Here is a 21474-nt window from a genome sequence, read left to right on the forward strand (position 1 = left end):
GTCCGGCCCGCCGACGAACGGGGCGGTCCTCACCGCGCTACCCTTGTCAGCTGTGCCTGTCTACGCCGCCTACGGCAGCAACATGGACCCCGAGCAGATGGCCATGCGCGCCCCGCACTCTCCGATCCGGGGCGTCGGCTGGCTGCAGGGCTGGCGACTGACGTTCGGCGGTGAGGACATCGGCTGGGAAGGCGCGCTGTCCACCATCGTCGAGGACCCCGACGAGCACGTCTTCGTCGTCCTGTACGACGTGCCCGAGGTGGACGAGACCTCGCTCGACCAGTGGGAGGGCGCGGTCCGTGGCCTGTACCACAAGGTACGGCTGCGGGTGCAGACCCTGGACGGCGACCTGGTGCCCTGGTTCTACGTCCTCAACGGCTACGAGGGCGGCCTGCCCTCCGCCCGCTACCTCGGCATCCTGGCCGACGCGGCGGAGCGGGCGGGCGCCCCCGACGACTACGTCAAGGGGCTCCGCGGCCGCCCTTGCAAGTCCCTCGGCACCTGAGCTAGGCGAGCGGCTGGTCCTTCGTCTCCTTCAGCGCGAACACGTACACGCAGGTGGAGACCAGCGCCAGCGCCGAGACGTACCACGGGAAGAGGTACATCGCCTTGGCGTCCTGCAGCGCCGTGCCGATCAGCGGCGCCGTGCCGCCGAAGATCGCGACGGTCAGCGAGTACGGGAAGCCCACGCCGGCCGCGCGCACCCGGGTCGGGAAGAGCTCGGAGTTGATCGCGGCCGCGATCGACGTGTAGCAGGCGAGGAAGACCATCCCGAGGCACTGGATGAGCAGCAGGCTGGCGAACGAGTTCGACAGCATGCCGAGCAGCGGCACCGGCAGGATGAGGAATCCCAGGCCGAAGGTGATGAGCATCGGCCTGCGGCCGACCTTGTCCGACAGCATGCCGAGCAGCGGCTGCAGGATCATGAAGAAGAGCAGCGAGATCGTGCCGACCTCCAGCGATGCCGCCTTGTCGAACTTCACGGTGAGCTGCGCGTAGGTGGGCAGGAACGTCGTCCAGGTGTAGTAGGAGACGGTGCCCGCGACCGTGATGCCGACGATCAGCGCCGCCTTGGTCGGGTAACGGAGCAGGAACTCGAACATCTTCGGCCGCTCGACCCTGCCCTGGCGGATGTCCTCGGCGACCGTGCTGGTCTCCTCGGCTCCCTTGCGGATCCACAGGCCCACGAGGCTGATGACGGCGCCGATCACGAACGGGATGCGCCAGCCGTACGAGTTCATGTCGCCGTCGCTGAGCACGTTGGCGAGCACGGCGGCCAGACCTGAGGCCAGGAGCTGGCCGATCGTGGTGCTGACGTACTGGAAGCTGGAGAACAGGCCGCGGCGGCCGGGAGGCGCCGACTCCACGAGGAACGTGGTGGCGGCGGCGAACTCGCCGCCGACCGACAGGCCCTGGATGAGCCGCGCGAGCACCAGGATGATCGGCGCGAGCAGTCCGGCCGCGGCGTACGTCGGCGTGACCGCCAGCAGCAGCGACCCGGCGCCCATCAGGATGATCGTGAACGTCATGGCCGCCTTGCGGCCGAACCGGTCGGCGAAGGCGCCGACGACCAGCCCGCCCAGCGGGCGCATGAAGAAGCCGACGGCGAAGACGGCGAAGCTGCTGAGCAGGGGGACGAGCGAGTCGCCCGTGTCCGGGAAGATCTGCTTGGAGAAGTAGATCGCCAGGAAGCTGTAGGTGTACCAGTCGAACCACTCGACGACGTTCCCGACGCTGGCCGCCATGAGCTGACGGACGCGGCTTCGGGGGATGCCGACAGGGGACGGCGCAACGGGGGAGGTCGCCACAGGGGCTCCTTTGCTGAAAGGTGCGGTATGGCTTACTGTGCAATTGGACGACCGAAACAGTCAAATAGCTAGGCATATATTTACAAACCCGACACAGAAACGGCTCTGAGTGGACGTTCTCGACCGAAGGCTGGTCGCCGCCCTCCAGGTCAGCCCGCGCGCCACGTGGGGTGAGATCGGCAGGGCGGTCGGCGAGCACGAGCGCACGGTCGCGCGCCGGCTGCAACGCCTGATCTCCGACGGCGCGATACGCGTCACCGCGATCTACGACGACCTCCGCTCCGGCCACGGGCGCCCCGTCCACCTGCACGTCCAGGTCCGTCCCGGCACCGCCGCGTCCGTCGCCAAGTCGCTGGCCGACCGGCCCGACACCCGCTCGGTCTACTCGCTCACCGGCGTCGCCGACATCGGCTGCGAGCTCGTGTCGCCGTCGCGCGAGGCGCTGCACGACATCATCTCCGCGCAGGTGCCCGAGATCGACGGCGTCCTCCAGACGCAGACCCAGGTCGTGCTGCACACGTTCCGGACCGTGGCCGAGTGGCACGCGCCGTACCTCACCGAGCAGGAGGTGGCCGAGCTGCGCCCGGCCGCCGCGACCCACCCCCTGCCCGACGAGGACGGCATGTCGCCCCTGGAGCAGGAGATCGCCGCGCTGCTCGTCACCGACGGCCGCATCGCCTTCACCGCCATCGCCGAACGGCTCGACGTCTCCGTCCCCACCGCCCGGCGGCGCGTCGCCTCGCTCCTCGAACGCCGGCTCCTGCTGCTGCGCGCCGAGGCCGAGCCGGCCCTGCTCGACCTGGAGGTGGAGGCCCAGCTCTGGCTCAAGGTCCGCCCCGGCGGGCTGGACGCGGTCGGCCGCACCCTGGCCGCCCACCCCCACGTGCGTTACTGCGCCGCGACGGCGGGCACCCACTCCCTCATCGTGCAGGTGGCGGTGGCCCACGAGGCCGCCCTCTACCGTCTGCTCACGGGTGTCGTCGGCGGCCTCGACGAGGTCACCGGCACCGACGTCACCCTCATCACCCGCGCCTACAAGCGCGGCCACCTCCGCAAGTCCGGCCTTCTCACCCTGGAAAGGACACCATGACTCCCGCCGAGACTCCCGCCGCCACTCCTGCCGCCACTCCCGCCGAGAACGAGGTCGCCGAGCTCTGCTCCGAGCTGATCCGGATCGACAGCAGCAACTACGGCGACGGCAGCGGTCCCGGCGAGCGCGCGGCCGCCGAGGCGGTCATGGCCCGGCTGGCCGAGGTCGGCATCGAGGCCGCCTACATCGAGAGCGAGCCCGGCCGCGGCAACGTGATCACCCGCGTGGAGGGCACCGACCCGTCGCTGCCCGCGCTGCTCGTGCACGGCCACCTCGACGTGGTGCCCGCCAACGCGGCCGACTGGTCCGTGGACCCCTTCGGCGGCGAGGTCCGCGACGGCTACATCTGGGGCCGCGGCGCCGTGGACATGAAGGACATGGACGCGATGATGCTCGCCGTCCTGCGCCAGCTCACCCGCGACGGCCGCCGCCCGCGCCGCGACCTGGTCTTCGCCTGGGTCGCCGACGAGGAGGCCGGCGGCGTGTACGGCGCCAAGCACCTCACCAAGCACCACCCCGAGCTGTTCGAGGGCGTCACCGAGGCCATCAGCGAGGTCGGCGGCTACTCCCTGGAAGTGGACCCGTCGCTGCGGCTCTACCTCATCGAGACGGCCCAGAAGGGCCTCGGCTGGATGCGGCTGATCGCCGACGGCACCGCCGGGCACGGCTCCATGCTCAACTCCGACAACGCCGTCACCGAGATCGCCAAGGCCGTCGCCCGGGTCGGCGCCCACGAGTGGCCCATCACGCTCACCCCGACCGTCCGCACGTTCCTCACCGAGGTCGCCGCCGCCTTCGGCATCCCCTTCGACGAGAACGACCCCGCGCCCGTCCTCGACAAGATCGGGCCACTGGTCCGCTTCGTCGGCGCCACGCTCAACCACACCGCCAACCCCACCCAGCTCGACGCCGGCTACAAGTCCAACGTGATCCCCGGCCAGGCGAGCGCCGTCATCGACGGCCGCTTCCTGCCCGGCCACGAGGACGAGTTCTTCAAGACCATCGACGAGCTCATCGGCCCGAAGGTGCGCCGGGAGTTCGTCCACCACGACATCGCGCTGGAGACGTCGTTCGACGGCGCCCTGGTCGAGTCGATGATCGCGGCCCTGAAGGCCGAGGACCCGACGGCGCGGGCGGTGCCGTACTGCATGTCGGGCGGCACCGACAACAAGACCTTCTTCGCCGACCTGGGGGTGCGCGGGTTCGGCTTCGTGCCGCTGCGGCTGCCCGGTGACATGGACTTCGCGTCGATGTTCCACGGCGTGGACGAGCGGGTGCCGGTGGACGCGCTCCAGTTCGGCGTGCGGGTGCTCGACAGGCTGCTCCTAAACTACTGAGGTGACCAACGACCCGTACAAACTGGCCGGTGAGGCCGCCGCGGCGCTGAAGGCGGCGAGCGGCCTCGACAGCTTCGACGTGGCCCTCGTGATGGGCTCCGGCTGGGTCCCGGCCGCCGACGCGCTCGGGGAGGTCGTGGCGGAGATCCCGCTCACCGACCTGCCCGGTTTCGCGGCCCCGGCCGTGGCCGGACACGGCGGCAGGATCCGCGTCGTCCGCACCGGCGCCGGCCGGCACGCGCTCGTCCTCCTCGGCCGCACCCACCTCTACGAGGGGCGGCCGGTCGACGCGGTGGTCCACGGCGTGCGCACCGCCGCCGCGGCGGGCGTCCGGACGGTCGTCCTCACCAACGCCGCCGGCGGCCTGCGCCCCGAGACGCAGCAGGTGGGCGACCCGGTGCTGATCAGCGACCACATCAACCTGACCGGCGCCAACCCGATCACCGGCACCACCTTCATCGACCTGTCCGAGGTCTACTCCAGGCGGCTGCGGGCGCTCGTCCACGAGGTGGACCCGTCCATCGCGGAGGGCGTCTACGTCGCCTTCCGCGGCCCCACCTACGAGACGCCGGCCGAGATCCGCATGCTGCGCACGCTCGGTGGCGACCTCATCGGCATGTCCACGGTGCTGGAGGCCATCGCCGCGCGGGAGGCCGGGCTGGAGGTGCTCGGCGTCTCCCTGGTCACCAACCCGGCCGCGGGCCTGTCGGACCAGGTGCTCGACCACAAGGAGGTCCTGGAGGTCGGCCGCGCCACGGCCGCCCGCATGGGCGTCCTGCTCGCCAAGGTCGTCGACCGGCTATGACATCGGACCCGCGCATGACACCAGGCCCCCGCCCCACCCCGGAGCCGGGCACGACCCCGGAGCCGGGCACGGCCCCGGGTCCCGCCGCCGGGCCGGATCCGGTCGCCGGCCAGGACCTCGTGGCGGCCGCCCGCGCGTGGCTGCTCCAGGACCCCGACCCCGAGACCCGGGCCGAGCTGTCGGCCCTCCTCGACTCGGGCGACTCCGAGGCGCTGCTCGACCGGTTCGGGCGCAAGCTGGAGTTCGGCACGGCGGGGCTGCGGGGCGAGCTCGGCGCAGGCCCCAACCGCATGAACCGGGTCACCGTCATGCGCGCCGCCGCCGGCCTGGCCGCCGTGCTCGGCCCCGGCAGGCACGTGGTCATCGGCTACGACGCCCGGCACAACTCCGACGTGTTCGCCCGCGACACGGCGGCCGTGCTGACCGGCGCGGGCGTGCACGCCTCGATCCTGCCCTGCCCGCTGCCCACCCCGGTGCTCGCCTTCTCCGTGCTCCACCTGGAGGCCGACGCCGGCGTCATGGTCACGGCCAGCCACAACCCGCCCCGCGACAACGGCTACAAGGTCTACTGGGGCGACGGCTCGCAGATCACCCCGCCGATCGACAGCGAGATCTCCGCCGCGATCGACGCCGTGGGCCGCGTCGACGAGCTGCCGCTCGGCTCGCCGGGCACGCTGACGGAGCTGGGCGAGGACATCGTCGACGACTACATCGACGCGATCACCGCCCTGCCCCTCGGCGACGCCCGTGAGCTGCGGGTGGCGTACACGCCGCTGCACGGGGTCGGCGGCGGCACGCTGACCGACGCTTTCCTGCGGGCGGGGTTCGAGAGCCCGACGGCCGTCGAGGAGCAGCGCAACCCCGACCCCGGCTTCCCCACGGTCGCCTTCCCCAACCCGGAGGAGCCCGGCGCGATGGACCTCGCGTCCGCGCTGGCGGCGCGCATGGAGGCCGACCTGGTGCTGGCCAACGACCCCGACGCCGACCGGTGCGCGGTGGGCGTCCCGCTGCCCGGCGGCTCGGCGCGCATGCTGACGGGCGACGAGGTGGGCGGGCTGCTGGCCGAACACGTGATCACCCACACCACGGGCGACCGCATGGTGGCCACCACGATCGTCTCCTCCACCCTGCTGAGCAAGATCGCCCGTGCCCACGGCGTCCGCTACGGCGAGACCCTGACCGGCTTCAAGTGGATCATCAAGGCGGGGCCGGGGCTGGTCTTCGGCTACGAGGAGGCCCTCGGCTACAGCGTCGGGTCCGGCGCGGGGCTTCCGGTGCGCGACAAGGACGGCATCGGCGCCGCGCTCACGGTCGCGGCCATCGCCGCGGCGGCCCGGCGCGACGGCCGCACGCTCCTCGACCTCCTGGACGACCAGGCCCGCCGCTACGGCCTGCACGCCACGGCCCAGCTCTCGGCCCGGGTCGAGGACCTGTCGCTGATCGCCGGCGCCATGGCCCGCCTGCGGACCCACCCTCCGGCCACGCTGGGCGGACGCACGGTCGAGCGGGCCGACGACCTGAGCCGCGGCGACGGCGGCCTGCCGCCGACCGACGGCCTGCGCTACACGCTGTCGGGCGGCGCCCGCGTCGTGGTGCGCCCCTCCGGCACGGAGCCCAAGCTCAAGTGCTACCTGGAGGTGGTGGTCCCGGTCACGGACGACGTACCGACGGCCCGCACCGAAGCCGCCCACGCCCTCGACGCCCTCAAGTCCGACCTCACCAAGGCATTGGACCTCCCCCGGCACCCGTGAACTCCGGCCCGTCCGCCACTGGACCGGCTACGGTGGGTCCAGATGCGGTTGGCCCAGAATTGACAGGGCCAGATCTGGTCCCATGGGAGGCGGCGTGGATGGATTCATCGGCCGGGAGCGCGAGCTGGCGTCTCTCGGCCGGTTCTTCTCCCGCGTAGGAGCCGGCGACCGCCCTGGCCGCGCGATCCTGATGCGCGGGCGGCGGCGAGTCGGCAAGTCACGGCTGGCCGAGGAGTTCGTCCTCCGGTCAGGCGTACCGAGTCTGTTCTACACCGCCGCGACCGAGCCGCTCACCGCACAGCTCGACCGCTTCGTGGCGGACGCGGCAGCCTCCGACCTTCCTGGCGCCGCCCTGTTCCGCGACGCGAGGCCGGAGTCGTGGGACGGCGCCCTTCGTCTGCTGGCCGAGGCTGTCCCTGGCGAGTCGCCGAGCATCGTCGTCATCGACGAGTTGCCTTTCATGATCGCCCAGGACCCGCACCTGGAAGGCAGGCTGCAACGCCTGTTCGACCGGGAGTTCTCCCGCCGGCCGATGCTCCTGATACTGATCGGCTCGGATTTGTCGATCATGGAAGCGATCAACCGGTACGACCGGCCGTTCTACATGCGCGCCTCGGAGATGGTGGTCGACCCGCTCACGCCCGCGGACGTCGCCCAGCGGCTGAACCTGCCCGCCGCCGAGGCCATCGACGCCTATCTGATCACGGGCGGCCTGCCCATGATCTTGGACGAGTGGCCGGTCGGCGCCACCATGCGCGACTACCTCGCCGAGGCCGTGCCGGAGTCCACGTCGGCCCTCATCGTGAGTGGCGAGCGCGTGATGGCGGCGGAGTTCCCGCCGGACGCCCATGCCCGGGTTCTTCTGACGGCCATCGGCTCGGGGCAGCGCACCTTCTCGTCGATCGCGCGAGCCGCCGGCGGCATGCCGGGTACGTCGCTCAAGCGAGGTCTGCAGATCCTGCTGGACAAGCGGATGGTCACTGCCGAGCAGCCGCTGTCGACACGGCCGTCGCGGGAGACCAGATACCACATCGCGGACACACACCTGCGGTTCTGGATGTCCTTCGTCGCCCCCGGGATGCCGGAGATCTATCGCGGTCGTGGAGATCTCGCCCTCCGGCGCATCGAGCGCTCTTGGACAGCGTGGCGGGGCGCGGCCGTCGAGCCAGTCGTCCGGGAGTCGCTGCGAAGGATGGACGGGCTGCCCGAGGGCACGGGCGCGATCGGCGGCTACTGGACGCGGAGCAACGACCCGGAGATCGACCTCGTGGGCGCCGACCGCGAACCGGTGGCCAAGGAGGTCACCATGGTGGGCTCGATCAAGTGGCTGGAGAGCCGGCCGTTCGACCACCACGACTTGAGCGAGCTCATCGTCCACCGGTCCAGGATGCCGGGGGCCGGTACCTCCACGCCGCTCTACGCGGTGTCCCGCAGCGGGTGCGACGTGGAGGGGGTCAGACACATCACTCCTGAGGAGCTGCTCGACGTCTGGCGGCGCGCGTGACCGCCGGCGCGGCACGTCAGGCCGGGCTTCGTGGCGCGTCAGGCCAGGCGGAACTCCAGGTCGATGTCCCAGTTGTTCGGGTCGGGCTCGATCCGGGGGTCGGTCGGGTAGTGCTCCAGGCGGCAGCCCCAGAGCTCGGCGCCGTCCCGCTCCGTGAGGTCCCACGTCAGGTTCTGCTTGGCCGCCCAGGCCAGCAGGTCGTCGATGACGCCGGCCAGGCGGTCGGGGTGGCCGTGGTGGGAGACGGTGGCGTAACGGCCGGCGGGGAGCACGGCGGCGAAGATCTCCCCCTCCGTCCCGTCGGCCGCCGGCGGCCGGGCCACCGGGACCCCGGCCTCGACCTCCAGGCGGTCCGCGGCCAGGTCGATGGCGCGGTACCTGAGGAACGGGCCGCCGGCCGGCGCGACGCCGCGACGCTCCAGCCAGGCGAACAGCCCCGGGATGCGGTCGGCCACCTCGCCGAAGGTCGTCATGGTGATGGTCTTGCGCACGCCGACGTAGGGACGGTCGGGGTGTTCCACGACACGGGGCATGGTCGCTCCTTATCAGCTGTTCGTCGCTCTCACCCACTGGTACGGAGCGGAGGCGCCGAACTCATCGGCAGCGCGAAAAGCGGGAACAGCCTGTCCCCGAGGTAGGTGGTCGTGCCCGTGACCAGGCCGCCCGACGTCTCGACGAGGAGGAGCGCGAACGGCCGCCCCTCCTGGTACTGGCCGAAGGCCGCCGCCCCGTTCGCCCGTCCCGCCGGGACCAGCCAGGAGCCGCCGCAGGGGGCGCCCGCGGCCAGCATGACCGCCCGGACGCTCTCCCGGCCGCGCAGCCACCACGTGTACGGCGGCATCGACATCGTGGCGTCCTCGTGCAGCAGCGCGACGAGGGTCTCGACGTCGTACCGCTCGAACGCGTCCACGTACCGGCCGAGCAGCTCCTCGTCCACCTCCCCGCCCGCCTCCCCGGACGAGCCGTCCGGCGGGGCGGGCAGGACGGCCCTGGCGCGTTGCAGCGCGCTGTTGACCGCGGCGACGCTCACGCCGAGCAGGACGGACACCTCCGCGGCGCGCCAACGCAGCACGTCGCGCAGGATCAGCACGGCCCGCTGCCGCGGCGGCAGGCGCTGCAGCGCGGCCACGAACGCCAGCCGCACCGTCTCCCTGGCGACGGCCTGCTCGGCCGGGTCGGCGGGCAGCACGCGGCCGTCCGGGACGGGCAGGACCCACCGCTCCTCGGGCAGCGGCGCGCCCAGGCCCGTGCCGGGCGCGGCCGCCGGGGCGAGGTCCATGGCGCGAGCCCGCCGCTGGGGGCCGCGGAGCATGTCGAGGCAGACGTTCGTGGCGATGCCAAACAGCCAGGTCCGGAGGGAGGCGCGGCCCGGGTCGTAGCGGTCGAGGCTTCGCCACGCCTTGACCAGGGTCTCCTGCACCGCGTCCTCGGCCTCGAACCCGGAGCCGAGCATGCGGTAGCAGTGGCCGGTCAGCTCGGCGCGGTGGCGTTCGAGGTCCGCGGGGCCGTGCCCGCCGCCGTCACCTCGATCTGGAGCTCCGTCACCCACGCGTCCTCCTCCTCCGGGCAGTCCAGGTACACCTCCCTGCCGAGCGACAGGGACCGGTAGCCGTTCTCCTCGATCCAGTGCGCCAGCGCCTGGAACGTCGCTCCCACGCCGTCCATGGACCCGTGGTGGATGACCGTGGCCGCCGTCCCGACGCCCGGGAGGGTGACGACCCGCAGATCATGACCGGTCGGGGTCCCGGCCGCGACGGGCACCGTGGCGTGGACCCACACCGTGCCGTCCTCCTCCGGGAGGTAGTACGCGATGCCCGGGCCGGCCGCCGGGACGCCCGCCGCCTCCAGCCGCGCGCCCAGCTCGCGGTAGAGCGGCTTGATGACCGGCCCGATGTGCTCCGGCTCGTAGCTCGCGGCGATCGCGCTCAGCTCCGCCACCCTGGTCGCGGGCACCTTCTTGACCACCACGTCGACGGCTCCCATGCCGCCCTCCTTCTCGATCGCGCGGAGCCTCGCCTCGACGCCGCGCAGCCGGGCCCGGTCGGCGCTGATGCGCGCCTCCAGCTCGGCGCGGCGCAGCCGCACCATGCCGTGCAGCTCCTCCGAGCTCACCGCGTCGTCGAGGATCGCCCTGACCTGCTCCAGCGTGAAGCCGAGGTCCTTGAGCGCGACGACGCGGTTGAGGCGGGAGAGCTGGACCGCCTCGTAGGAGCGGTAGCCCGTGACCGGGTCCACGTGCGCGGGCCGCAGCAGGCCGAGGGCGTCGTAGTGGCGCAGCATGCGCACCGACACGAGCCCGAGCCTGGCGAAGTCTCCGATGCCGAACATGACCTCCCCAGGTGTAGGGCCTCACACGGTGTCAGGGTCAACGCCGGGGCGGCCGTGGGGCGGTCCGTCAGCCCGCGACCACGGCGACGACCACCATGACCAGGGCGACGGCGAGGGCCGCGAACGAGTCGAACGCCCACGACACGCGCACCTGCCCCGCGTCCTGCTCGCGCCGCCTGGCGGACTCGGCGCGCTCGGCGATCTGCTCCCCCACCCAGTCGGCGTGGGTCTTGCCGGCCAACGCCTGCGCCGCGGCCTGCTCCGCCGGGCTCAGCACCGGCTCGGTGTTGAAGCGGCCGCGCCGCGGCGGCGCCGCGCCCCGGCGCTGCGCCTTGGCCCGCTCGCGGGCGCCGCTGATCGGCGTCCACAGGCGCAGCAGCCGGCCGTCGTAGCGGACGTTGATGGAGTGGGAGACGGTGGCCTCCTCGATCGACGCCCACGGCAGGGTGGTCGTGCGCAGCGGGTTGCGGCCGACGAGCGCGGCCTCGGTGAAGAGGGTGACCGGCCTGAGCGCGGCCAGGTACACGAGCGCCGTCAGCACCGCGAGCACGGCCAGCGCGACCAGCGACGCCTTGCCGTTGTAGCGGACGATCAGATCGAAGACGTTCAGCGCGGCGAACGCCACCCACACCCACCCGAGGATGAACGCGGACCTCGACCGGTACGCCTGCCTCACGGCTGCCACTTCAGCCGCGCGAAGCCGGGCTTGATGACGCCGTTGATCAGCGCCAGCCGCTCGTCGAACGGCAGGAACGCCGACTTCATGGCGTTGACCGTGAACCACTGGAGGTCGTCCCAGCCGTAGCCGAACGCCTCGGCCAGCTTGGCGAACTCCTGGGACAGGCAGGTCGAGCTCATCAGCCGGTTGTCGGTGTTGACGGTGACGCGGAAGTAGAGGCGGCGCAGCAGCCCGATGGGGTGCTCGGCGATCGAGCGGGCGGCGCCGGTCTGGAGGTTGGAGGTGGGGCACATCTCCAGCGGGATGCGCTTGTCGCGCACGTACGCGGCGAGGCGGCCCAGCTTGGCGGTGCCGTCCTCGGCCACGGAGATGTCGTCGATGATCCGCACGCCGTGCCCCAGCCGGTCGGCGCCGCACCACTGGATGGCCTGCCAGATCGAGGGCAGCCCGAACGCCTCGCCGGCGTGGATGGTGAAGTGGGCGTTCTCCCGCTGGAGGTACTCGAAGGCGTCGAGGTGGCGGGTGGGCGGGTAGCCGGCCTCGGCGCCGGCGATGTCGAAGCCGACCACGCCGACGTCGCGGTAGCGCACGGCCAGCTCGGCGATCTCCATCGAGCGGGCGGCGTGGCGCATCGCGGTCAGCAGCGTGCCGACGCGGATGCCGCGGCCCCGCGAGCCCTCCCGGAACCCCTCCAGCACCGCCTCCACCACCTGGTCGAGGCTGAGCCCGGCGGTGGTGTGCTGCTCGGGCGCGAAGCGCACCTCGGCGTAGACGACGCCGTCGGCGGCCAGGTCCTCGGCGCACTCGGCGGCCACGCGGACCAGCGCCTCGCGGGTCTGCATGACGCCCACCGTGTGGTCGAACGTCGTGAGGTAACGCTCCAGCGAACCGGAGTCGGACGCCTCCTCGAACCACTGCCGCAGCTCGCCGGGGTCGGTCGTGGGCAGCCCGCCGTAACCGGCCTCGCGCGCCAGCTCCACGATCGTCTCGGCCCGCAGGCCGCCGTCGAGGTGGTCGTGGAGCAGCACCTTGGGCGCCCGGCGGATCTCGTCAATCGTGGGGCTCATCAGGCCATGATATGTGGCCTCTCCCCCGCCTCAGGGAGCACGTACGGCGTGCCCCGCCACGCGGGCGGGACACGGGCCTCAGTCGCGGCCGGCCGTCTCGGGGCTGAAGGCGGGCAGGCAGACCGCGATGTACTCCGCGCCCTCGGGCCCGGCGCTGTAGCGGATCTTCTCGCCCGGCTCCGACACCACGCTCTGCCCGGCCGCCACCTCGATGACGCCCTCGGCGTGCTCGACGAGGACGGTGCCGCGCAGCACGACGGTGTACTCGGTGAACGACGGGGTCTGCGCGGGCTCCTCCCAGCCGGGCGGGGCGACCATGTGGGCGATGGAGACCGCCTCGTCGCCGCTGTTGACCCGGCCGACGTGCTCGTCGATGAGCTTGCCGCCGGGCACCGGGATCCGCGTGGGTCCTTCGATCCTTCTCACCACCGTGTCAGTGTGCCACGTCGATGACCAGGCGGTCGGGACGGGTGTACTCGCGTACCCGGAAGGGGGTCTTCGACGCGGCGACGATCCCGATGCTCACCCGGCCCTCGAAGTCGCCCGCCTTGAGGATGCCGGTGACGTTGCCGAGCGGCTGGTCGATCGGGGTGCCGGTCCAGGTGGGGGTGCCGTCCTCGGTGTGCGCCTCGGCGGGGGTGAGCAGGACGTACAGGCAGGGGTGGCCGCGCAGGGCGAGCGGCTTGCCGGAGCCGTCCTGCTGCAGCTCGTCCACCCAGCGGACGGTGTAGCCGGGCAGGCCGCCCTTGACGTCCACCACGACGCGGTCGAACCCGTCGTGGCGCCCGGTGCGGACGCCGGTCACCAGGGTGGGCTCGCCCCGGTCGCGCTCGACCTCCACGGGGGCGGTGCCGGTCGGGCGGGCCGTGGCGGCGAGCTCGTCGGGGCGCGCGGAGGCGGCGGACGCGCCGGGGGTGGCCGCCGCCGGGCCACCGGTGGTGGGCCGGCCGGGGATCGTGGTGGTCCCACCGGGCCGTACGGGGGCGCCGGGCTCGGGCGAGACGGTCGCGGTCGCGACGCCTCCGGGGCCGGCGCCGCAGGCGGCCGAGGATGCCACGGCGGCCAGGACCGCGAGCCCCCCGAGGACCCGCAGGAGGGGCCGTGGGGAGGACCGCGGGAGGAGCCGCGGCAGGGGCTGCCGGAGGAGCCGCAGGACGGGGTGCGGGAGGAGCCGCCCGGTGACACCCGGCAGGCGGCGGTCTCCCGCCGGGCGCGGCCGGGCCGGGGATGACGTGCTCATACCGTGGGGATTCCCGGCCCGCGCCCCCGCGAAGCCCACCGGGCCACTTCGGCCGTCAGACCGTCTCGTACGCCTTGACCTCGGGCTCCTCCACCAGGGCCGGCCTGGCGGGGCGCAGTCCGAAGGCGGAGATCCCGAGCCCGATCACGGCCAGGACCAGCGACACCACGATCGCGGACCGCAGCGCCCCGATCGACAGGCCGCCGGCCGGGCCGGAGGTGAGGACAGCGGTGACCACGGCCAGCACGATGGCGCCGCCGACCTGGCCGGAGGTGTTGAGCAGGCCGGAGGCCAGGCCCTGCTCGTCGTCGTCCACGCCGTTGGTGGCCTGGATGTTCAGCGACGGGAACGACAGCGCGAACGCCACGCCCAGCAGCAGCATGCCCGGGATGACCAGGCCGCCCAGGCTGGGCCGCTCGTCGATGCCGAGGAACATCGCGTAGCCGCCGGCCAGCGCCGCGGCGCCGATGACGATGAGCTTGCCGGTGCCGAACCGGTCGGCGAAGTCCCCCATCTTGGTGGAGGTCACCGCGACCAGCAGCCCGGCGGGCAGGAAGGCGAGGGCCGTGCCGAGGGCGGACCAGCCGAGCAGGTTCTGGAAGTACTGCATGGCGACGAACTGGAAGGCCACGTACGAGCCCATGAGGATGAGCAGGCCGAGGTTGGCGCGGACGAGCGAGCCGGAGCGCAGGATGCCGAGACGCACCAGCGGGTGGCGCATCCGCAGCTCGGCGAGGACGAACAGGCCGAGCAGCGCGGCGCTGGCCACGAGCGAGCCGATGGTGCGGACGGAGGCCCAGCCGGCCTCGGGCGCCTGCACGACGGTGAAGACGAGCAGCAGCATCGAGGCGGTGATCAGCACGGCGCCGACCAGGTCGTGGCCGCCCTCGGCGCGGTCCTCGGCGACGCGGGGCAGCAGCTTCAACGCCGCGACGAGCGCGATGATCGCGATCGGCACGGGCATCAGCAGGGTCCAGCGCCAGCCGATCTCCGTGAGCAGGCCGGAGATCACCAGTCCGAGGGAGTAGCCGCTGGCGCCGCAGGCGGTGAAGATGCTCAACGCCCTGTTGCGCTCCGGTCCCTCGGGGAACGTCGTCGTGATGATCGACAAGGCGGCCGGGGCGGTGAAGGCGGCGGCCACGCCCTTCACGAACCGGGCCGCGATCAGCAAGGTCCCGTCGTCCACGAGTCCGCCGAGCAGCGAGGCCACGGCGAAGACGCCCAAGGCGACCAGGAACACCCTGCGCCGCCCGAGCAGGTCGGCGGTCCTGCCGCCGAGCAGCAGCAAACCGCCGTAGCCGAGGACGTAGCCGCTGACCACCCACTGCAGCGAGGACGTGGACAAGTTCAGATCGTGCTGGATGGAGGGCAACGCCACGCCGACCATCGACACGTCAAGGGCGTCAAGGAAGATCACAGCACAGAGCACGGCGAGCGCGCCCCAACGAGATGAGGAAGACGACATGAGCCAGAACATTACATGCATCCGCATCTAATGCAAGGGAATTTAATTCCGTTGCATACGATTTCGCGAGGTGGTAACCTCCGCGTCATGGACGAGGAGTTCGTCGTCGGGATCTGGCATGACGTCCTGGCCAAGCACGCCAGGACCATGTGCATGCTGGAGCGCGCGCTGGGCGACAAGCACGGGCTCGGCGCCAGCGAGTTCGAGGTGCTCGACCGGCTCGCCGGTCACGAGCACAAGCTGCGGCTCCAGGAGCTGTGCGACGAGGTCCACCTCAGCCAGAGCGCGCTGTCACGCGTGGTCGCCCGGCTGGAGAAGGCCGGGCTCGTCCTGCGCGGCGCCTGCGACATCGACCGGCGCGGCGTGTTCGTGTGCCTGACCGACGAGGGGCGCACCCGCCACGCGGCGGCGCTGCCGACCCACCGCGCGGTCCTCGCCGAGGTCTTCGCCGGCACGGCCGTCCCCGTCGCCTGAGCCGCCGGGGCTCTGACGGGGCCGACCCCGTGCGGGCGGCGCGTCAGGCCGTGATGCGGTCGATGACCAGCGGCAGGTGCTCCCCCGCCGCCGGCCCGACCGCGTAGCCGCCCTCCAGGGCCGCCAGGGCCCGCTCGAAGCGGGCGGTCTCGTCCGCGTGCAGGGTCATGAGCGGCTGCCCCTCACGGACCACGTCGCCCGGCTTGGCGTGCAGGGTGACGCCGGCGCCGGCCGACACCGGGTCCTCCTTGCGGGCCCGGCCCGCCCCGAGGCGCCAGGCGGCCAGGCCCACCGCGTAGGCGTCGAGGCCGGCCAGCACGCCTGACGCGGGGGCCGCGACGGTCATGGTCTCGGCCGCCCGGGGCAGCGGCGCGTCGGGGTCGCCGCCCTGGGCGACGATCATGCGGCGCCAGTGGTCCATCGCCGAGCCGTCCTTGAGCGCCTGCTCGGGGTCCTTGCCGGCGATCCCGGCGGCCTCCAGCATCTCCCGCGCCAGCCGTACGGTGAGCTCGACGACGTCGGCCGGCCCGCCCCCGGCGAGCACCTCGACCGACTCCTCGACCTCCAGCGCGTTGCCCACGGCCAGGCCGAGCGGCCGATCCATGGCGGTCAGCAGCGCCACCGTGCGCACGCCCGCGCCGGTGCCGAGCGCGACCATCGTCTCGGCCAGCTCGCGGGCCCGCTCCGTGGTCTTCATGAACGCCCCGGAGCCGACCTTCACGTCGAGCACCAGCGAGCCCGTGCCCTCGGCGATCTTTTTGGACATGATGGACGAGGCGATGAGCGGGATCGACTCGACCGTGCCGGTGACGTCGCGCAGCGCGTACAGCTTCTTGTCGGCGGGCGCCAGGCCGGAGCCCGCCGCGCACACCACCGCGCCGGCGGAGCGCAGGACCGCCAGCATCTCGTCGTTGGACAGCGAGGCCCGCCAGCCGGGGATCGACTCCAGCTTGTCGAGCGTGCCGCCGGTGTGGCCGAGGCCGCGGCCCGAGAGCTGCGGCACGTACGCGCCGCACGCGGCCACGAGCGGCGCCAGCGGCAGCGTGATCTTGTCGCCGACGCCGCCGGTCGAGTGCTTGTCGGCGGTCGGCCGGTCGAGCCCGGACCAGTCCATGCGCTCGCCGGAGCGGATCATGGCCTGGGTCCAGGCGGCGATCTCCCCGCGGTCCATGCCGTTGAGCAGGATCGCCATGGCCAGCGCCGACATCTGCTCGTCGGCGACCTCGCCCCGGGTGTAGGCGTCGATCACCCAGTCGATCTGCGCGGTCGTCAGCTCGCGGCCGTCCCGCTTGGCGACGATGACCTCGATGGCGTCCATCAGGAGCTGCGCGACAGGTCGTCGGGGCCGAACGCGTAGGGCAGGATCTCGTCCATCCGCTTCGGTCCGTCCACGGTCTCCACCAGCAGGCCGGCGCCGCCGAACTCGAACAGCAGTTGCCGGCAGCGCCCGCACGGCATCAGCAGCTCGCCGTGCCCGTCCACGCAGGTGAAGGCCACCAGCCTGCCGCCGCCCGAGGCGTGCAGCGCCGACACCAGGCCGCACTCGGCGCACAGGCCGACCCCGTACGAGGCGTTCTCCACGTTGCACCCCGTCACGACGCGGCCGTCGTCCACCAGGGCCGCGGCCCCGACGGGGAACTTGGAGTACGGGGCGTAGGCCCGGTGCATGGCCTCCGTGGCGGCGGCCCGCAGCCCGTCCCAGTCGAAACTCGTGTCGGTACCCATCAGTGTTGCTCCCCCCGGCGGTAGCGCACGCCGTCGGCCTTGGGCATCCGCAGGCGCTGCGAGGCGACCAGGAGCACGAGCAGCGTGAGCACGTGTGGCGTGATGAAGACGAACTCGTTCGGCAGCTTGTCGACCACGATCCAGAGCCACAGGAGCACGACCGCGGCCACCGCGGCACCGGCCAGCACCGTGTAGTCCTTGGGCGTCCGGGTGACGACCACCTCGGCCTGGACCGGTGCGAGCATGGCCCGGATCCGCATGCCGATGTAGATCAGCAGCAGGATGGCGCCGAACAGCAGGATCGAGGTGACGGCATCCGAGCTGCGCAGCTTCAGGCCCTCGGCGTAGCCGAACAGCGCGGCGCCGGCCGCGAGCCCGCCGGGCCGCCAGTTGCCGAAGATCATGGCGGCCAGGCCGATGAAGCCGCGGCCCTGGGTCTGCCCCTCGACGTACTTGGTGCTGATGAAGACCAGGAACACGCCGCCGAGCCCGGCGAAGGCGCCGGAGATGACGACCGCGACGTACTTGATCAGGTAGACGTTCACGCCCAGCGACTCGGCGGCCCACGGGTTCTCGCCCGCCGAGCGCAGGCGCAGGCCGAACGCCGTGTGCCAGAGCACGAAGAACGTCAGCGGCAGCAGCAGCACGGCCAGGATGACCAGCACGTTCACATTGTGCGTCAGACCGCGCAGGATCCCCGCCACGTCCGACACGAGGAACCAGTGGGTGCGCTCCAGACCGCCCAGCCAGTCGGGGCCGGAGGACAGCAGCGGCAGGCTCGGAGTGGGCGCCTGCGACGACAGCGGCGGCGAGGTGGTGATGCCGGCACCCGCCGCGGCCGCCGAGGTGCCCTCCTTGAAGAAGACCTCCGACAGGAAGCGGGTGATGCCGGGGCCGAGCAGGTTGATGGCGACGCCGCTGATGATGTGGTCGACGCCGAAGGTCACGGTCGCGACCGCGTGGATGAGCCCGCCGAGCGCGCCCGCGAGCAGACCGGCGACCAGTGCGGCCCACGGCCCCCACTGGTAGCCCGCCCAGCCGGCGAACCAGGTGCCGAGCACCATCATGCCTTCGAGGCCGATGTTGACCACGCCGGCCCGCTCGGCCCACAGCCCGCCGAGGCCGGCCAGCCCGATCGGCACCGCCAGCATCAGCGCGGCGGCGAACGTGCCGGAGGAGGTGAGGTCGTTCTGCCCGGAGATCACCCGGACGAGCGACATGAGCAGGACGAGGACGGCGACGCCGATGAGCGCCAGGTGGTACTTGCGGATCCGGGTCGAGCCCGCGACGGTCGTCATGCTGCCACCTCAACCGGAGTGTCCCTGCCGAGCTGCCGCGCGGCCCGCCGTTCCTCGCGCCGCAGCGCCATCCTGCTGGTGATCTCGTTGGCGACGACCACCAGGAGCACGATCGCGCCCTGCATGATCGCGATGACCGAGGGCGGCACGTCGGCGAACTGCAGCGGCCCCTGCGCCCGGTCGAGGAAGCCGAACAGCAGCGCGGCGACCGCGATGCCCACGGGCCGGTTACGGCCGAGCAGGGCGACGGCGATGCCGAGGAAGCCGAGGCCGGGGGTGAAGTTCGAGCCGAAGTTGTGCTTGTCGCCGAGGATCTCCGGCAGCCCGATCAGGCCCGCGATCGCGCCGGACAGCACCATCGCGGCGATGACCATCTTCTTCGGATTGACGCCCGAGGCCAGCGCGGCCGACGGGTTGAGGCCGCTCGCCTTGACGTCGAAGCCGAACCCGGTCCGCTCCAGCACCACCCAGACGGCCACGCCGAGCAGGATCGCCACGATCAGGAAGCCCCACAGGCCGCCGCCGCGCGGCGCAGGCAGCCCGAGCAGCTCGAAGATCCCGTTGAGGTTGGGGAACCAGGCCGATTCCGGCAGCGTGGGCGTGCTCGTCGTGAGCTGTCCCTTGGCGCGCTCGCCGGTGAACGGGCCGCGGACGAGGAACGCCGCCAGGTTGATGGCGATGTAGTTGAGCATGATGGTCGAGATGACCTCGTTCACGCCGCGGGTGACCTTCATCACGGCCGGGATCAGCGCGTACAGGCCGCCGACGGCCGCCGCGACCACGATGATCACGAGGATCTGGATCGGGGCGGGCGCGGCGAACTGGGAGCCGACGAACGCGGCGCAGATGGCCGCGATCCGGTACTGGCCCTCGACGCCGATGTTGAAGAGGTTCATCCGGAAGCCGACCGCCACGGCCAGGCCGGCGATGAACAGCGGCACCGAGCGGTTGATCATGGTGGTGATGCCGTTCACCACCGCGCGCTCGGTCTCGCCGAAGTTGAAGAACGCCGCGAACGCCGCCTCCGGGCTCGCGCCCGCCGCGATGATCGCGACGCTGGAGATGGCCACCGCCAGCACGATCGCGGCGACGGCGCCGACGACGGTGAGCAGCGCCCGGTAGAGCCCCGCGGGCATCACGCCTCCTCAGCGCCGGTAAGGGTGCCGGCGTCAGTACGCGCGTCGGTACGCGTCTCATTGTCGTTCTCGGCCCCGGCGGTCCGCGTTCCACCGCTGATCGCGCCGGTCATGTAGCCGCCCAGCCGCTCGGGGGTGACGTCGGACGGGTCGAGCCGGGCGACGAGCCGCCCGCGGTAGATCACGTGCAGCGTGTCGGACAGGCCGATCAGCTCGTCGAGGTCGGCCGAGATCAGCAGCACGGCCAGCCCGGCGGCGCGGGCGGCGCGCAGGTGGTCCCAGATGGCGGCCTGGGCGCCCACGTCCACGCCCCGCGTGGGGTGCGCGGCGATGAGGAACACCGGCTCGCCGCTCATCTCGCGGCCGACGATCAGCTTCTGCTGGTTGCCGCCCGACAGGGCCAGGGCCAGCGTGTCCACGCCGGGTGTCCGGACGTCGTAGTCGTCGATGATGCGCCGGGTGTCGGCCTTGGCTGCGCGCCGGTCGATCCAGACGCCCCTGCGGGCGGGCTTGCGCGTCTGGTGGCCCAGCACCCGGTTCTCCCACAGCGACGCCTCCAGCAGCAGACCCTGCCGGTGGCGGTCCTCGGGGATGTAGCCGATGCCGGCCTCGCGCCGCTTCAGCGTGCTCCAGGAGCTGATGTCGCGGCCGGTCAGCTCGACCGTGCCGTGCACGGCCCGCATGCCCATGACGGCCTCGATCAGCTCCGTCTGGCCGTTGCCCTCCACGCCCGCGATGCCGAGGATCTCGCCCCGGTGGATGTCGAACGACACGTCGTCGAGGAGCAGCCGGCGGCCCTCCGCGCGAAGGTGCGCGGTGTAGTCGGCGACCGAGGCGCCCTTCGGCAGGGGCCGGAACCCGTCGGCCTCCATGGTCAGCTCCGACACGCTCAGGGCGACGGTGTCGGTCACCGTGGACTCGCGCGTCTCGGGCGTGGGCAGCTCGCTGCCGACCATCAGCTCGGCCAGTTGCCGGGCGGTCACCTCGCGCGGGTCGGCGCTGGCGACCGTGGTGCCGCGCCGGATCACGGTGATCGCGTCGGCGATGCTGAGCACCTCGTCGAGCTTGTGCGAGATGAACAGGACGGTCAGCCCGCCCGCCTTGAGCTCACGCAGGTTCTCGAAGAGCTCGTCCACCTCCTGCGGCACGAGGACCGCGGTGGGCTCGTCGAGGATGAGGATGCGGGCGCCCCGGTAGAGCACCTTGAGGATCTCCACGCGCTGCCGGTCGCCGACGCCGAGGTCCTCGACCAGGCGGTCGGGGTCCACCTGCAGGCCGTGCGTGGAGGACAGCTCCTCGATGCGGGCGCGCGCCCGTGCGGTGTCGAGGGCGCCGGCCCTCTTCGGCTCGGCGCCGAGGACGACGTTCTCCAGCACGGTGAAGTTGTCGGCCAGCATGAAGTGCTGGTGCACCATGCCGATGCCCGCGTCGATCGCGTCGCTGGGCGTGCGGAACGACACCTCCGTGCCGTTGATCTTGATCGTGCCCTCGTCCGGCTTCTGCATGCCGTAGAGGATCTTCATCAGGGTCGACTTGCCCGCGCCGTTCTCCCCGACGATCGCGTGCACCGTGCCGGGTTCGACGGTGATGCGGATGTCGTGGTTGGCGACGACGCCGGGAAAGCGCTTGGTGATGCCCTCCAGCTCGACGGCGGGTGGCGCCGTGTCGCGGGCGTCGGCGTTCATTGGTCGCTCACCGTTCCTCATTCGCTCCGCTCCGGGATGGCTGGTTCGCTCCCGCGCCTCCGGGCCGGGTGGAGCGGGCGGA

Annotated in this window: 21 protein-coding genes; 7 read left to right on the forward strand and 14 right to left on the reverse strand. The window is 72.3% G+C overall.

Annotated elements, in window-relative coordinates:
* Nucleotides 1-52: 52 nt before the first annotated feature.
* Nucleotides 53-505 carry a gamma-glutamylcyclotransferase gene (locus MTP10_RS07630; protein ID WP_310708318.1) on the forward strand — a complete coding sequence of 151 codons (453 nt, stop codon included), beginning with the start codon at nt 53-55 and terminating at the stop codon, nt 503-505.
* 1 nt (nt 506) lies between these two features.
* Here the strand turns inward: MTP10_RS07630 and MTP10_RS07635 are convergent, their stop codons facing one another.
* Nucleotides 507-1808 carry an MFS transporter gene (locus tag MTP10_RS07635; protein WP_310708319.1) on the reverse strand — a complete coding sequence of 434 codons (1302 nt, stop codon included), beginning with the start codon at nt 1806-1808 and terminating at the stop codon, nt 507-509.
* Nucleotides 1809-1917: 109 nt separating this feature from the next.
* On the opposite strand from MTP10_RS07635, the gene MTP10_RS07640 reads away from it, so the two are divergent.
* From MTP10_RS07640 to MTP10_RS07660, 5 genes are all read left to right on the forward strand, one after another.
* Nucleotides 1918-2898 (forward strand): Lrp/AsnC family transcriptional regulator, encoded by a 981-nt coding sequence (locus MTP10_RS07640; protein WP_310708320.1) that lies wholly within the window; start codon nt 1918-1920, stop codon nt 2896-2898.
* Nucleotides 2895-4235 carry a M20/M25/M40 family metallo-hydrolase gene (locus MTP10_RS07645; RefSeq protein ID WP_310708321.1) on the forward strand — a complete coding sequence of 447 codons (1341 nt, stop codon included), beginning with the start codon at nt 2895-2897 and terminating at the stop codon, nt 4233-4235. Before MTP10_RS07640 ends, MTP10_RS07645 begins: the two co-directional genes overlap by 4 nt.
* Before the next feature lies 1 nt (nt 4236).
* Nucleotides 4237-5040, forward strand: a complete 804-nt coding sequence (locus MTP10_RS07650; protein ID WP_310708322.1) for a purine-nucleoside phosphorylase — start codon at nt 4237-4239, stop codon at nt 5038-5040.
* 14 nt (nt 5041-5054) lie between these two features.
* Entirely contained in the window at nt 5055-6791 is a 1737-nt protein-coding gene (locus MTP10_RS07655; RefSeq protein ID WP_310708323.1) for a phospho-sugar mutase, read from the forward strand.
* A gap of 94 nt (nt 6792-6885) precedes the next feature.
* Entirely contained in the window at nt 6886-8295 is a 1410-nt protein-coding gene (locus MTP10_RS07660; RefSeq protein WP_310708324.1) for a DUF234 domain-containing protein, read from the forward strand.
* 38 nt (nt 8296-8333) lie between these two features.
* Here the strand turns inward: MTP10_RS07660 and MTP10_RS07665 are convergent, their stop codons facing one another.
* The 8 genes from MTP10_RS07665 to MTP10_RS07700 all read right to left on the reverse strand — a co-directional run bounded on the left by MTP10_RS07665 (nt 8334) and on the right by MTP10_RS07700 (nt 15026).
* Nucleotides 8334-8828 carry a GyrI-like domain-containing protein gene (locus MTP10_RS07665; protein WP_310708325.1) on the reverse strand — a complete coding sequence of 165 codons (495 nt, stop codon included), beginning with the start codon at nt 8826-8828 and terminating at the stop codon, nt 8334-8336.
* A 29-nt stretch (nt 8829-8857) separates the two neighbouring features.
* Nucleotides 8858-9844 (reverse strand): sigma-70 family RNA polymerase sigma factor, encoded by a 987-nt coding sequence (locus MTP10_RS07670; RefSeq protein WP_310708326.1) that lies wholly within the window; start codon nt 9842-9844, stop codon nt 8858-8860.
* Nucleotides 9766-10623, reverse strand: a complete 858-nt coding sequence (locus MTP10_RS07675; protein WP_310708327.1) for a MerR family transcriptional regulator — start codon at nt 10621-10623, stop codon at nt 9766-9768. Before MTP10_RS07675 ends, MTP10_RS07670 begins: the two co-directional genes overlap by 79 nt.
* 67 nt (nt 10624-10690) lie before the next feature.
* On the reverse strand, nt 10691-11299 hold the full coding sequence (locus MTP10_RS07680; protein WP_310708328.1) for a hypothetical protein: 609 nt from the start codon (nt 11297-11299) through the stop codon (nt 10691-10693).
* Nucleotides 11296-12369, reverse strand: a complete 1074-nt coding sequence (locus MTP10_RS07685) for an adenosine deaminase (protein ID WP_310708329.1) — start codon at nt 12367-12369, stop codon at nt 11296-11298. Before MTP10_RS07685 ends, MTP10_RS07680 begins: the two co-directional genes overlap by 4 nt.
* A gap of 78 nt (nt 12370-12447) precedes the next feature.
* Nucleotides 12448-12798, reverse strand: coding sequence for a cupin (locus MTP10_RS07690; RefSeq protein ID WP_310708330.1), 351 nt, complete (start codon nt 12796-12798; stop codon nt 12448-12450).
* Nucleotides 12799-12802: 4 nt separating this feature from the next.
* Nucleotides 12803-13609 (reverse strand): hypothetical protein, encoded by an 807-nt coding sequence (locus MTP10_RS07695; RefSeq protein WP_310708331.1) that lies wholly within the window; start codon nt 13607-13609, stop codon nt 12803-12805.
* A gap of 55 nt (nt 13610-13664) precedes the next feature.
* Nucleotides 13665-15026: an MFS transporter gene (locus MTP10_RS07700; RefSeq protein ID WP_310708332.1), complete on the reverse strand. Its 1362-nt coding sequence runs from the start codon at nt 15024-15026 to the stop codon at nt 13665-13667.
* A gap of 135 nt (nt 15027-15161) precedes the next feature.
* Between MTP10_RS07700 and MTP10_RS07705 the strand changes: the two genes are divergently transcribed.
* The gene (locus MTP10_RS07705; protein WP_310708333.1) at nt 15162-15548 is read left to right on the forward strand and encodes a MarR family transcriptional regulator; all 387 of its coding nucleotides are present in this window, start codon (nt 15162-15164) and stop codon (nt 15546-15548) included.
* 43 nt (nt 15549-15591) lie between these two features.
* On the opposite strand, the gene MTP10_RS07710 is transcribed toward MTP10_RS07705, so the two are convergent.
* Genes MTP10_RS07710 through MTP10_RS07730 form a run of 5 tightly spaced genes read right to left on the reverse strand, consistent with a single transcriptional unit; the run spans nt 15592 to nt 21392 of the window.
* Nucleotides 15592-16866 (reverse strand): thymidine phosphorylase, encoded by a 1275-nt coding sequence (locus MTP10_RS07710; RefSeq protein ID WP_310708334.1) that lies wholly within the window; start codon nt 16864-16866, stop codon nt 15592-15594.
* Nucleotides 16866-17273 carry a cytidine deaminase gene (locus tag MTP10_RS07715; RefSeq protein WP_310708335.1) on the reverse strand — a complete coding sequence of 136 codons (408 nt, stop codon included), beginning with the start codon at nt 17271-17273 and terminating at the stop codon, nt 16866-16868. Before MTP10_RS07715 ends, MTP10_RS07710 begins: the two co-directional genes overlap by 1 nt.
* Nucleotides 17273-18571, reverse strand: a complete 1299-nt coding sequence (locus MTP10_RS07720; RefSeq protein WP_310708336.1) for an ABC transporter permease — start codon at nt 18569-18571, stop codon at nt 17273-17275. The genes MTP10_RS07715 and MTP10_RS07720 overlap by 1 nt, the downstream gene beginning before the upstream one ends.
* Nucleotides 18568-19707: an ABC transporter permease gene (locus MTP10_RS07725; protein ID WP_310708337.1), complete on the reverse strand. Its 1140-nt coding sequence runs from the start codon at nt 19705-19707 to the stop codon at nt 18568-18570. Before MTP10_RS07725 ends, MTP10_RS07720 begins: the two co-directional genes overlap by 4 nt.
* A complete protein-coding gene (locus tag MTP10_RS07730; RefSeq protein ID WP_310708338.1) occupies nt 19707-21392 on the reverse strand; it encodes an ABC transporter ATP-binding protein in 1686 nt (561 codons plus the stop codon). Before MTP10_RS07730 ends, MTP10_RS07725 begins: the two co-directional genes overlap by 1 nt.
* Nucleotides 21393-21474 lie beyond the last annotated feature (82 nt).

Origin of the sequence: Nonomuraea sp. 3-1Str, from assembly GCF_031570565.1 — a bacterium.
GTDB lineage: Bacteria > Actinomycetota > Actinomycetes > Streptosporangiales > Streptosporangiaceae > Nonomuraea.